Source organism: Microvirga roseola, from assembly GCF_020866965.1.
GTDB lineage: Bacteria > Pseudomonadota > Alphaproteobacteria > Rhizobiales > Beijerinckiaceae > Microvirga > Microvirga roseola.
This window is the reverse complement of record NZ_JAJATX010000025.1, coordinates 39172-51675: the sequence shown is the minus strand read 5'-3', so window position 1 is coordinate 51675 and position 12504 is coordinate 39172. Positions and strand designations below refer to the sequence as shown.

Genomic DNA, 12504 nt, shown 5'->3' with positions numbered 1-12504 from the left:
ACGAGCACAGATATAGCTCAGCTTAGGACAGCAATCAAGAACAAATAGAGAACACACTTGCCTGCCCATGTCCTCACTCTCATTCTGAGAGTTCGGCTCCTATGGCGCGACAGCCCTCCCCCTTGTGAGGAGGAGTGGGGAGTGGGGGGCTTCAGAACGAACCGTCAAAGCCCTCACCTCCTCAGGATGAGGGCTGTGGGAAACGAGAAAGGCCAGGGATGACGGGGAGGGGGGCGCATCAGGCACTATCATTCCAGGCCGGAGCGCAGCAGCCATTGCCCGTTTTATCTTGCAACGCCGGTAGTTCTGAACTCGGTCTCTGCCGGAACGAAAAGGGGGGGTAGAGCCAGGCGATAATAGCCGTTGCAACAAACTGTTCATAAAGCGGAATGTACAGTCGCAACCAGGGGTTATGTGTTGCAAAATTTCAAAAAGGGGGTCCACTCAGACGACTGAGCAGGGGGTAAAAATGTCTGCATCAGCCATTCTCGGCATTATCTTTCTTTTTCTCCCATTCGCACTTGTTTTCGCTCTCTACAGGTTATGGAAGGAGAGAGGCCAAAGGCGGGCCCTCGAAACGCGATTCAAAGGCGTTATTGATGCAGATGCTGAGGTGCAGAGCCTAGGAAAGCAGGCTTCAGAACTGCGCCAGGAAATCGAAAAAATTCGTGCCGATTATGCGTCCAAGCGAGCGACGTACAATCAACTGGCGAAAGAGGTCGCGATATTCGATGAGAAGCTCGCCTTCGCGGAAATGGGTATCTATGAACCTCATTTCGACTTCACGGGATAGCGAGGCATACAAAGATGCTATCCAGAATGTTCGCGAGGAGCAGAAACAACTGGTCTCTCTCGGACAGGCCGTTCTCTGCACCAAGCAATGGTCCATTGATGGCAGCGCCGCAAAGGGCAAGACCATGACCAATCGCAACATTCGGCTGACGCTAAGAGCTTTTAACAATGAATGCGATGCAGCTATCGCGAACACTCGATGGAACAATGTCAATGCCATGGAGAAACGGATTGTTCGCGCTCAGGAGCAGATAGACAAGCTGAATGCCTCCAATTGGATCTTCATCACCAAAGAATATCTTTCCCTGAAGCTGAAGGAGTTGTTCCTCACCCATGAGTATCGAGAGAAGCTCAAGCAAGAGCGTGAGGAGCGCGCCGAAGCGGCGCGTCTAGCCAAGGAGGAGCAGAAGCTTCTTCGTAATATGGAAAAAGCACAGGACGAGGAAGCTTACTATCAAAAGCTACTTTCTAAGGCCAAAGCAGAGGCGGCCAAGGCTACAGACCTGCAACTAGAGGCGGTTACTGAACCGACCAAAAAGTTGGAACGCGATCTTGCGGATGCGCACGCAAGGGTTGAGCGAGCGCAAGCCACGGCTGAGAAGACGCGATCAGGATATGTCTACATCGTATCGAATATCGGTTCATTCGGTGACGATGTGGTGAAGATTGGCCTCACTCGGCGCCTCGATCCTGCGGACCGGATAAGAGAGTTGGGCGATGCAAGCGTGCCTTTCACTTTCGATACACATGCCATCATTTACAGCGATGATGCGCCTGCTCTTGAGCGAGCTCTGCACAATGAGTTTGAAAAATATCGCGTGAACGCGGGCAACTATCGCAAAGAACTTTTTTAGAGTTTCAATCAGCGATGTTGAGGTTGCAGTTAAACGATTGGCACCAGAGGCACCATTCTTCCGAGACATTGAAGCGCAGGAGTATCAGGAGACGCTCGCTCGCAGACAGGCCGCATTGAGTCCTGCGAATACAGCCGAGTTAACTCCGCTACCCGAAGCAATATAGAGCGAGTGGTGGCATACCAGCCATGACCAAAACACCCGACGAGCGGCTCGAAACCGAAGGCCCGGAATACGCTGAGTTCCGGCGCTACAGGGCCTTCGTGGCGCGGCACCGGGAGGCGGAGGGGCGGCGCAGGCGCGCGGCCTTCCGGCGGCGGGTTCTCGTCCGCGCCGCGCTGCTGGCGCTGCTGCCTGCCGGAATCCTGGCGGCGGCCTGGGGCGTCGGGCGGCTGAACGAGCGCGCGCGGCCGGTCCATCCGAGCGCCTGGACTTTTGCGGTGAAGGCGCGGCACGAGGCGGCCCGCCCGCGCGGCGGGCCTCGCGCCAGCCTTCCGGGGCGAGCCCGGCTACTGGCCGCATCTCGACCGGGACGGCGACGGGATCGCCTGCGAGACCACCCTCTTCGGCATGATCGGCCAGGGGCTCCGCACGCTCCTCGGCGTGCGGTGAGAAAGCGGCAGGGCAGGGGCTGAGGGCCGCGCGGGCGGGCCGGTCCTCGTCGCCAAGAAAGGGGCTCTATTGCGGGTCGATGCCGTCGACCCGCAGGGCGAAGAGCGAGGCGAATTCGGCGATGCCCTTATAGGTGTTGCACTCGAGGGTGACCGGCTCGACGTCCTTGACAGGAAGCGTCGCCTGGAGGGCGATGCAGCCGCGCCAGGATTGCGTCGCCCAGACGGTCACCGCGTCGAGCGGGACGTTCTGGTGATGCAGGATCTTGGCGTTCACGAACTGGTTGTCCCCGTCGTGATTGTAGACGAGGACGCGGCCGAAGAGCGCCCAGTCGCCCAATCTCAGCATCAGCTTGACGAGCTCCGTATCGGCGAAGCCGTTCAACTGAACGAAGCTGTCCCTCCTGGCGGTCGCAACGATCTCGGCGCCCATGGTCGGTCTCCCCTCGGCCCCGCGGCGCGCGGGGCATGGAAGCCTTTATGAGCCCCGGCTGCGGCTTTCGCCTCCCCTGAACGGTGGACGCGGCGCGGCCCGCGCGGCGCTAGCCTCGATGTCCTGTCCCGAACGCCCGCCCGGTCCGGGGCGGGCAGGGGCTGCGGCGCGAGGCCTATTCGTCATGAACGGCATGTCGGCATTTCTCTCGGGGGCAACGGTCGGGCTCGCCATCACGGTGCCGGTCGGGCCGATGAGCGTCCTGTGCATCCAGCGGGCGCTGAGTTTCGGTGCGGCGGCGGGCTTCGCCACGGGGCTCGGGGCCGCGACGGTACTCGCGGTCTATACGGCCTGCGCGGTGATGGGGCCGGGCTCCGCCATGCTCCCGGCGCTCGACGGCTGCGAGGCTTTCGTCTCCGCGGTCTCGGCCTGTCTCCTGCTCTGGTTCAGCGCGCGGATCCTGAGCCGCAGCGTGTCCCTGGCGGGGGCCGTCGCGGAGGGGCGGGGCGTCCTGTCCTCCTATGGCAGCGCGGTAGCCTGCGCGCTCCTCAACCCGCTGACGCCGGTGCTTCTCGCGGCGGTGCTGCCCGCCGTCGCGGCGCCGGAGCCGGCGGCCGCCTCCACCATGATCGCGGGCGTCTTCGCCGCTTCCGTGACCTGGTGGATGCTGGTGAGCGGCGGCGTCGCCGCCCTGCGCTCGCGGGTGAGCGTGGCTTTGCTCAACCTCATCAACAAGGCGTCGGGCCTGGCGCTCGGCGCGCTCGGCCTGATGATGGCGGTGCAGACCTATGGGCTGCGGTTTTAAGGCATCGGACGAGCGCATCGCCGCGCGCGGCCCTCCGGCTCCGCACGGGGCCCTAGAGCATCGTGCGGAAAAGTGGATTCGGTNATGGCGGTGCAGACCTATGGGCTGCGGTTTTAAGGCATCGGACGAGCGCATCGCCGCGCGCGGCCCTCCGGCTCCGCACGGGGCCCTAGAGCATCGTGCGGAAAAGTGGATTCGGTTTTTCCGCACTCAACGATGCTCTCATCATAAGAGAAAGCATCGGATGGGATCCCAAAAGTATAAGAGAAAGCATCGGATGGGATCCCAAAAGTGCAAGTCCACTTTTGGGTCCGATGCTTTAGGGAAGCCTGTCGGGCGCAGCCGGGAGGACGGGCTGGGTCATCCGCATGGTCAGGCGGATCAGCTCCGTCTGGCGGGACACGCCGGTCTTGGCGAAGATGTGGTCGAGATGCGTTTTCGCGGTCGAGGGAGCGACGCCGCAATGGGCGGCGGCCTCGGCGAGCGTATGGCCTGCGAGCAGGCTCTCCAGGATGCGCGTCTCGGCGGCGGTGAGGTCGAAGGCGCGGGCCACGAGCCCGACGCCGCTCTGCTCGTCGGGCAGGCCGATGAAGAGCGCGGCCACGGCGCGGGGCATGAGCCGCGTGCGCAGGTCGCCCGCCTGCATGGGAAGCACATGGGCGTAGGCGGGCGGCGTGTCGGATTCCGTGAGGCGGATGGCGGCGCTCATCCCGCCCTGCGGCGTCTCCTCGCGGGCGGCGCGCGCGATCGCGCTGCGAAGCTCCCGGTTCGCACGGGGCGCGCTCGCCGCCACGACGCGGTTCGCGCTCCTGATCGGGCCGCCCTTGCGCATCATGCGCTCGGCGGAGCGGTTGGCGTGCAGGATGGTGCCGCGCCCGTCGGTGAGCACGACGCCGCAGCGCAGCGCGTCGAGGGCCTCGGCCATGCGCGCGCGCTCGATGGTGCGCACGTCCAGGATGTCGCTGATCGTCACCGCCTTGCGCAGATGCGGCAGCAGCAGGCGGCCGAGTTCGATCTCGCGCGCCGTGATCACGCCCTGCCGCGCGTGCCGCCCCAATCCGATCTCCGCGAATTGCCGGTGCGTGTACATCAGGAACATGTGCATGATGTCCACGATGCCCTGCGGCTTCAGGCATTCCTCAACGTAGAGCGACGTCGCGATGTATTCGGGAGGCAGGTGCCGCGAGGTGACGAACATCTCGTTGGCGGAGGGCTGCGCGGCCAGCCACTCGGTCAGGCGCGCGTTGATCTCGGCGACGTGCCGCTCCGACTTGAGCCGCAGCAGCTCGGGCTCCCAACCGGCGGCCTTGTTGATCAGGAAGCGGTTGTGCCGGACATCGTTGAGGGTCAGGGACACGAAGGCGCAGTCGAGGGTCTCGGCTATCTTCGCCAGCGTCGCCTCCCAGCGGCCGGGATCGAGCGCGCAGTCATAGATCTCGCCGATCAAGGCCGACAATGCGCAATGCGACAGCGCCTCGCCCATCGATTCCCGCTCCCGGGCCGAATCCGCCGTCCACTTTACGGCTCCCGGCCCGGAGGCGGGATTCCCCTTTCGGGCAGCGCCTCATCCGTCAGGGCGGACCTGGTGGCGGGCAATGCGGGCGAGGCCTGCGATCAGCGCCGCTTTCGGGGACTTCACCTGCGTTGCGATGCCGTGGCGGGCGAGCGCCTGGACGTAGAGCCCGGCGCGGTCCTCGCTCGCCAGGATCGTGACCGAGGCGGGGCGGCCGAACTGGGCCAGCGCCCCGTTGATCTCGTCGCCGGTCAGGAGCCCCGAGAGATAGGGGGCGAGCAGCCCCGTGCCCATGCGGCCCGAGACCACCGCCGCCCGCGCTCCGAAGAGAAGGTGGAGCAGGCCGACCCCGTGCTCCCCGTGGTTGCGGTGGGCGGCGTCGAGCCCGAGGGCGAAGCCCGCCGGGTCCTCCGGCTCCGTGGCCGGGCGGCTGATCATGGAATGCTCGCGCAGGAGCGCGTACATCTCGCCGGTCATGTAGGTGGCGAAGCGCGTGAGGCGGCCGCCGCGCATCTCGATCCACTTGGGATGGGTGCCGGCGGAGCAGATGAGCCCGTCCTCGACGCCTGCGCCCAGCGCCAGGGTCTCCTCGCCGCGCATCACGTCGGACGCGCCCGGGATCGGCTCGCAGAACAGGCCCGGCACGATGCGCGCCTGACGCCCGCCCTCGAGGTCGACGGAGACGAGCGCCGCCGCGATGTCGGCGGGACCGGCGGGGCAGGCGGCGTAGGGAGCCTCCACCCAGCCCTCGCGGCTTCCCGCCATGCCGACCAGCAGCACGGGCGCGTCGGGATGGGCGTTGAGCCAGTGCCCGCATCGGCGCAGGAAGATTTCACGATGCTGGCCCTTCTGAAGGGCCGAGACGCCCTCGTCCGACGCGACCTGATCGAGAACGGTCTCGTTCTCGATCAGATAGCCACGAAAGCGGGTGGTTCCCCAGTCGGCGACGATGACGCGCAAGCTCTCCATCCTTCTCGACTACGCTTCGCAGTCCTCATCCTGAGGAGGTGCGTAAGCACCGTCTCGAAGGACGAGGGCGTCTCCAGTGCTCCCTGGATCATCCTTCGAGATGCCTGCTGCGCAGGCTCCTCAGGATGAGGTCTTCGAGGTCGGCAACCGCAGTGTGATTAACCGGCCCGGTCTCTAGCGCGTTCCATACATCCGGTCGCCGGCGTCGCCCAGGCCCGGCACGATGTAGCCGTGGTCGTTGAGGCGCTCGTCGATGGAGGCGGTCCAGATATGCACGTCGGGGTGCGCGCCGCGCAGCTTCTCGATGCCCTCGGGCGCCGCCAGCAGGCAGACGAAGCGAAGGTCCTTCGCGCCGCGCTCCTTCAGCCGGTCGATGGCGGCCACCGCGGAATTGGCGGTGGCGAGCATCGGGTCGAGCACCAGCACCATGCGGTCGGCGAGATCGGAGGGGGCCTTGAAGTAGTATTCCACCGCCTGGAGCGATTCCGGATCGCGGTAGAGGCCGATATGCGCCACGCGGGCGGCGGGGACGAGGGTGAGCATGCCGTCGAGAAAGCCCACGCCTGCGCGGAGAATCGGGGCGAAGACGAGCTTCTTGCCGGCGATCTGCGCACCCTCCATGGTGGTGAGCGGCGTGTCGATCTGGATGCGCTCCATCGGCAGGTCGCGGGTGACCTCGTAGCAGAGCAGCATGCCGATCTCGTTGAGGAGCTGGCGGAAGCCCTTCGTGGAGCGCTCCTTGTCCCGCATCAGGGTCAGCTTGTGCTGCACCAGTGGATGATCGACCACCGTGACGCCCTGCATGCTCTGTCCCCCCTTTGCCGTCATGTGCTGATTCATTTTCAAAATACCGTTCCGTCGCTGATCACGCTGAGAGGAGGAGAGCCGTCGCCGCGCTTGGCTCTTGCGAGCCTGCGCCCCGTGGCCCAGGTGCCGCCTTCGAGCACCTTGGCGAGGGGAAAGTTCTCAGGCCGCAATCCCAGCTTCTGTCGTATGGGATCGGCAATGCGGTCCAGAAGCGCGACCGTCAAGGCCCGCCACTCGACCACAAGCCGGGAATCCACCGCATGCGCGCGATCCGCATCGGCGGGGTCCTTGAGCGCGATCACGCCGGTGTCGAGGAAAAGCCCGCCATTGCGGTATTCGGGCAGGCCCGTGAGCCCGTCCACATCCGTCACCGTGTAGCCCGCCCATTCGAGGGGCTCGATCAGCGAATAGGAGAGCCATTGGGAGAGCTTGTGGAAGGGGATGAGCCTCTTCGTTTCGTCCGGGGCCTCGACCAAGGGATGGCGCCAGGTGTCGCCGAGATCGACGCCGCCCGACGTGATGCGGCCTGGCCAGATGGGCCCCAAATGGGTGAGCAGCGCCTCCAGGATCGCAGGCGCGCGGATGCGGTCGTCCTCGGCCGTTCCTGCGATCACGTCGAAGAGCCCGCCGGGCCGCGGATCGTCCGCCTGCCCGAAGATGTCCGGGTTCGTCGCCACCACGCGCCCGAGGCGGTTGAGCAGGGATGCGCGGCCCTCCAGCCCCACGAGCGGGTTGTCGGGCGAGACCTGGAAACCCGATGCGAGATCCTCGCCGTTGAGCGCGAGCAGCACGTCCGCATCGACGCGGAAAGGGTCCTCCGGGCGGCTCGAAAACGCGCCGCTCACGAACATGTCGAAGCTCGCCACAGCAAGCCCCTCGGAGCGGGCATAGGTCTCGCCGGTGCGGCCTTCCTCGTAGCGCCACTGAGCGCCCGCGCCCGCATCGAGGAGCACGGAGACGATGGCGAGGTCGAAGGCGGCGCGGGCCATCTCGGCGGCGTTCTGCCAGGGTGCGCCGTGCATCACCGCATCCCAGCGGTCGTGCCCTCCGGCCGAGAAATGCCGCCAGCGGGCATGGAAGGGAATCTCGAGGGACGGATAGGCCTCGCGGATGGTGGCCACCACCTCGTCGGCGCAGGCCTCGATGCGGCTCAGATCGACGGTGAAATGGTCGAGCCTGCCCTCGAGGCCTTGCTGGAGGAGCTGATGCGAGCGCTCCCGCACCGCCGCCGCCGACAGGAGGTTCAGGGCAGCTTGTCTCTCGGACGATGAATGAGGCTGATCCGTCACAAAGGGGCTCCGATGCTCTCTGACGAGAAGCGATAGCATAGTCTGCCGTGGGCCCAGCACCGCTGCGCCCGGCTCTTTGCCAACAGGGTTAAGGCTCAAAAGCGCTCCAGGTCGCGGCCCTTCACCTGGTTCAGATCGGACGGGTCCGGCGCGCCGTCGGGGGTGTAGTAGTAGCCTGCGGCCTTCTTCGCCTCCAGCTCTACCTGCGCGTCCTGCGGCACCAGCTCCGGCGGAATGGGCACGCGCTCGACCACCTCAATGCCCGACGCGGTGATGGCGTCGTACTTCATGTTCGACATGGACATGAGCCGGTCGATGCGGCGGATGCCGAGCCAGTTGAGCACGTCGGGCATGAGCTGCTGGAAACGCGCATCCTGCACGCCCGCCACGCATTCGGTGCGCTCGAAATAGGTCGCCGCCGAGTCGCCGCCCTCCTGGCGCTTGCGCGCATTGTAGACGAGGAACTTGGTGACCTCGCCCAGCGCCCGGCCCTCCTTGCGGTTATACGCAATCACGCCGACGCCTCCGCCCTGCGCCTCGCGCACGCATTCCTCGATGCCGTGCACGAGGTAGGGCCTGCAGGTGCAGATATCGGAGCCGAACACGTCGGAGCCGTTGCACTCGTCATGAACCCGGCAGGCGATGCGCGTCTTCGGATCGCTCAGCCGCGCCACGTCGCCCATGATGTAAACCGTCGTGTTGCCGATGGGCGGCAGGAAGACGCTCATGTCGGGACGCGTGACGAGTTCCGGGAACATGCCGCCGGTCTGCTCGAACAGGGTGCGGCGCAGCTCGCCCTCGGAACAGCCGAAGCGCTCCGCGATGCCGGGCAGGTACCACACCGGATCCACTGCGATCTTCGTCACCGAGATGTCGCCGGACTCGTGCAGCACGCCGCCATCGGCCTTCAGCCGGGTCGCGCCCATGGCCGCGAGGATCTCCGGCATGTTGAGCCGCGCCTTGGTGACGGCGATGCTCGGGCGGATGTCGAGGCCCGCGGCGATCTCGTCCCGGAACACCTGGCCGACCATGTGGCCGAAGGGATCGAGGGAGACGATCCTGCCCGACTCGAACCATTGCGGATAGGGCCCGATCTCGGCGGTCGGGTGCGTGTTGTGGAGGTCCGGCCGCGCGAGCGGGTTCAGCGCCCGGGCGGAGATGGCCAGCGCCCGGTAGAGGGAATAGGAGCCGCCATGGGCCCCGATCACGTTGCGGTCGGCCGGGTTGGTGACGGTGCCGACGACGGGCCCACGCTCCTTCGGATCCTGGGCTCCCCACTTGATGGGTCGGCGGATGGTGGCCGCGTTCGGTTCGGGATGGGAGGTCAGCCGGATATGGGTCGAGCGATTGGGCGAGTTCATATGAGCTTCCACGCGAGAACGGGAAGACTCCCCCAACGATCGTCCGGAGAGCCTCCTTACGATCCTTGGAAGACTGATCCAAAGTAGCGGGCACGTCAACGGCTTAGAATGTGATCGTCTCTATCAATCGCTGGAGACTGGCTGGCGCAATCAAGTACATGAAATTAACCGCAGAATTTCCTCTGCGCATCGCTGCTCCTCTGAAGCGAGTCTCTGTTTTTTGCTACCAGAGAAGGGCCATTGGGAGCATGGATGGGCTCACAAAGCTTCAGCATCTTGTCCGCTTCAGTGAGATATTCGATTGATGCTTTCAAGAAAGCGCATTGAGTTAGCTTCGTTTTGCTGCCGTTGTACTCAGCAAGCGTCTTCTTGAAGACGGCATCCCTGGCATTGGTCGCTTCTCTTGCAGCTAGGCAAAGCTTCTCCGCCTGCAGCTGAGCCTTGGACTTGCACTGGTACTTGGGTGAATCCGATTCCTTCAAGATTGAAGCTGCATCGGCTCTCAGCTTATCCGCCAACCCCGGCTCGTGCTCGTGGCAGGCATCGGCCGCCTTCTCGGCCTGGGAGATATACATTCTGGATTTAGCGAGAAACTCGCATCTGAGGCTCTCGGACTTATCTTTCTGAAAGAGCGCGAATGCCTGCTGGCGCTCATCGGCATAGCGCTTGCCGAGATTAATCTCGTTGAGGCACTCGCGCTGTGTTGCTGCCTGGGTTTGCACTGCTCCGAAGAAGGCTGCAGTAGCCGAAATCAGGAAAACCGCCGATTTTCTCATGCAGGAGCTCAGTTCGTTAGCCAGGATCTCCCTACACTGTAACCTGCAACTCCTAGGTGGCGCAATATTGTAGCGCCGATATCGGCGAAGCTTTCCCGACGTCCGATGCTGCCCGGTTCGACCTGGGGCCCGAAGCCGAGGATCGGGACGTGCTCACGGGTGTGGTCGGTGCCGTGCCAGGACGGGTCGTTGCCGTGGTCGGCGGTGATGATGACGAGGTCGCCCGGCTGCAGAGCCGCCTGGATCTCCGGCATGCGCCGGTCGAAGGCTTCGAGGGCGGAGGCATAGCCGGGAATGTCGCGGCGGTGGCCGAACTCGCTGTCGAAATCGACGAGGTTCGCGAAGACGAAGCCGCCGTCGGGAAGGTCGCGCATCGCATCGATGGCGGCGGAGAGACAGGCGTCGTTGCCGTTGGGCTTGATCTCCCGCCCGGTGCTGCGATGGGCGAAGATGTCGCCGATCTTGCCGACGGTGACGATGGGACGTCCTGCCTGCGCCAGCACGTCCAGAATCGTGTCGGACGGGGGCGGGGTCGAAAAGTCCTTGCGGTTGCCCGTGCGCTTGAAGCCGGTCTCCGGCGTGCCGAAGAAGGGGCGGGCGATCACGCGGCCGATCTTGTACTCGTCGCAGAGCTCGCGCCCGATCCTGCACACCTCGTAGAGCCGCTCGAGCCCGAAGAACTCCTCGTGCGCCGCGATCTGCAGCACGCTGTCGATGGAGGTGTAGCAGATCGCCTTGCCGGTGCGCAGGTGCTCCGCGCCGAATTCCTCGACGATGCTGGTGCCGGAGGCGTGCTTGTTGCCCAGAATGCCGGGCAGCTTCGCGCGCGCGATCAGCTCGGTCGTCAGCTTCTCTGGAAAGGCGGGCATCGTATTCGGGAAATAGCCCCAGTCGAAGGAGACCGGAACACCGGCGATCTCCCAATGGCCCGAGGGCGTGTCCTTGCCCTTCGAGGTCTCGACGCCGTAGCCCCAGGCGCCGCGCACCGCGCCCTGCGGAGCAAGGTTCGGCGGCATGCGCTCCGTGGAGGCCTCGCAGGCCAGCCCCAGACCGAGCTCCACCATGTGGGGCAGCCGCAGCGGCCCTTGGCGCAGTCCCTCGCGATCTCCCCGGCCTTCTGCGCAGGCTTGCGCGATGTGCCCGAGCGTATCGGAGCCGGCATCCCCGTAAGACTCGGCATCTTCCGCGCCGCCGATACCGACGGAATCGAGGACGATGAGGAGGGAACGCGGCATCTTGGAATCCTTCGAAACTACAGAATCGATACTGATACGCCATCACGGCGCGCGTGGCGATTCCCCCTCGCCATGGCGGTGCCCCTCATGATCGTGGTGCTCATGGCTGTGGTCGTGATCGAGAGGGCACTCGCGGCCGTCGCCTCGCGGCTCGTGGATCTCGATCTGCAGGGTCGCATGGCCGATGCCGAAGCGGTGTCTCAACGCCTGCTGGGTCTCGGCGAGAAAGCGGTCGCCCGGATGCCCCTGCGGCATGACGAGATGCGCGGTCAGAGCGGTTTCCGTCGTGCTCATGGCCCAGACATGGAGGTGATGGATGCGCGCCACGCCGGGCAGCGCCTCCAGCGCCTGCCGCACCTCGGGAAGCGAGATGCCGCTGGGCACGCCGTGGAGCGAAAGCGTCAGAGACTGCCGCAGCAAGCCCCAGGTGCCCCAGATGATGACCACGGCGATCACGAGGCCGAGAACGGGGTCGATCCAGGTCGCGCCGGTCCAGAGGATCGCGAGGCCCGCCAGCACGACGCCGAGCGATACGGCGGCGTCCGCGACCATGTGGAGGAACGCGCCGCGGATGTTCAGGTCCTCATGGCTGCCGCGCATGAAGAGGAAGGCGGTGAAGCCGTTGATGACGATGCCGATGCCGGCCACGATCATCACGGTGAGGGCTGCGACGGGCTCGGGCTCGATCAGGCGCTGCACGGATTCCCAGATGATGACGCCGACAGCCACGAGCAGGAGCACCGCATTGGACAAGGCCGCTAGGATCGAGCTGGAGCGCAGGCCATAGGTGAAGCGCTCCGTCGGGCTGCGCCTTGCAAGCACCGCCGCGCCCCACGCGATGGCGAGGCCAAGCACGTCGCTCAGGTTATGGCCCGCATCCGAGAGCAGCGCCATGGAATCCGCCCAGATGCCGTAACCCGCCTCGATGATGACGAAGGCGAGATTGAGGGCGATGCCGATGGCGAAGGCGCGGCCGTGCCCAGCCTGCGGCGCCCGGGCGTGATGGTGCCCGTGGTGGGAATGGCCGGCGGAATGATGATGTGCGCTCATGATCCGTCC

At 65.0% G+C, this 12504-nt stretch carries 13 protein-coding genes; 4 read left to right on the top strand and 9 right to left on the bottom strand.

The window, feature by feature from the left end; all coding sequences use genetic code 11:
* Positions 1-469 precede the first annotated feature (469 nt).
* The 3 genes from LG661_RS15025 (at position 470) to LG661_RS25680 (ending at position 2281) form a co-directional block, all read left to right on the top strand.
* Entirely contained in the window at positions 470-793 is a 324-nt protein-coding gene (locus LG661_RS15025) for a hypothetical protein (RefSeq protein WP_230532711.1), read from the top strand.
* The gene (locus LG661_RS15020; protein WP_230532710.1) at positions 765-1646 is read left to right on the top strand and encodes a DUF4041 domain-containing protein; all 882 of its coding nucleotides are present in this window, start codon (positions 765-767) and stop codon (positions 1644-1646) included. The genes LG661_RS15025 and LG661_RS15020 overlap by 29 nt, the downstream gene beginning before the upstream one ends.
* 188 nt (positions 1647-1834) lie before the next feature.
* The gene (locus LG661_RS25680; RefSeq protein WP_456085516.1) at positions 1835-2281 is read left to right on the top strand and encodes a hypothetical protein; all 447 of its coding nucleotides are present in this window, start codon (positions 1835-1837) and stop codon (positions 2279-2281) included.
* A gap of 43 nt (positions 2282-2324) precedes the next feature.
* Here the strand turns inward: LG661_RS25680 and LG661_RS15010 are convergent, their stop codons facing one another.
* A complete protein-coding gene (locus LG661_RS15010; protein ID WP_230532709.1) occupies positions 2325-2690 on the bottom strand; it encodes a hypothetical protein in 366 nt (121 codons plus the stop codon).
* On the opposite strand from LG661_RS15010, the gene LG661_RS15005 reads away from it, so the two are divergent.
* The gene (locus tag LG661_RS15005) at positions 2689-3495 is read left to right on the top strand and encodes a LysE family translocator (protein ID WP_230532708.1); all 807 of its coding nucleotides are present in this window, start codon (positions 2689-2691) and stop codon (positions 3493-3495) included. The genes LG661_RS15010 and LG661_RS15005 overlap by 2 nt on opposite strands.
* Positions 3496-3814: 319 nt before the next feature.
* Here LG661_RS15005 and LG661_RS15000 read toward each other — a convergent pair whose 3' ends face one another.
* From LG661_RS15000 to LG661_RS14965, 8 genes are all read right to left on the bottom strand, one after another.
* The gene (locus tag LG661_RS15000) at positions 3815-4978 is read right to left on the bottom strand and encodes a helix-turn-helix transcriptional regulator (RefSeq protein WP_230532707.1); all 1164 of its coding nucleotides are present in this window, start codon (positions 4976-4978) and stop codon (positions 3815-3817) included.
* Positions 4979-5059: 81 nt separating this feature from the next.
* A complete protein-coding gene (locus tag LG661_RS14995) occupies positions 5060-5968 on the bottom strand; it encodes a 2-dehydro-3-deoxygalactonokinase (protein ID WP_230532706.1) in 909 nt (302 codons plus the stop codon).
* Between the two features lie 183 nt (positions 5969-6151).
* A complete protein-coding gene (upp, locus tag LG661_RS14990) occupies positions 6152-6781 on the bottom strand; it encodes a uracil phosphoribosyltransferase (protein ID WP_407666721.1) in 630 nt (209 codons plus the stop codon).
* Positions 6782-6819: 38 nt separating this feature from the next.
* The gene (locus LG661_RS14985) at positions 6820-8073 is read right to left on the bottom strand and encodes a URC4/urg3 family protein (RefSeq protein WP_230532704.1); all 1254 of its coding nucleotides are present in this window, start codon (positions 8071-8073) and stop codon (positions 6820-6822) included.
* 95 nt (positions 8074-8168) lie between these two features.
* Positions 8169-9434: a GTP cyclohydrolase II gene (locus tag LG661_RS14980; protein WP_230532703.1), complete on the bottom strand. Its 1266-nt coding sequence runs from the start codon at positions 9432-9434 to the stop codon at positions 8169-8171.
* A gap of 164 nt (positions 9435-9598) precedes the next feature.
* A complete protein-coding gene (locus LG661_RS14975; RefSeq protein ID WP_230532702.1) occupies positions 9599-10210 on the bottom strand; it encodes a hypothetical protein in 612 nt (203 codons plus the stop codon).
* Between the two features lie 8 nt (positions 10211-10218).
* Positions 10219-11445 (bottom strand): phosphopentomutase, encoded by a 1227-nt coding sequence (locus LG661_RS14970; RefSeq protein ID WP_230532701.1) that lies wholly within the window; start codon positions 11443-11445, stop codon positions 10219-10221.
* Between the two features lie 42 nt (positions 11446-11487).
* On the bottom strand, positions 11488-12495 hold the full coding sequence (locus LG661_RS14965) for a cation diffusion facilitator family transporter (protein WP_230532700.1): 1008 nt from the start codon (positions 12493-12495) through the stop codon (positions 11488-11490).
* Positions 12496-12504 lie beyond the last annotated feature (9 nt).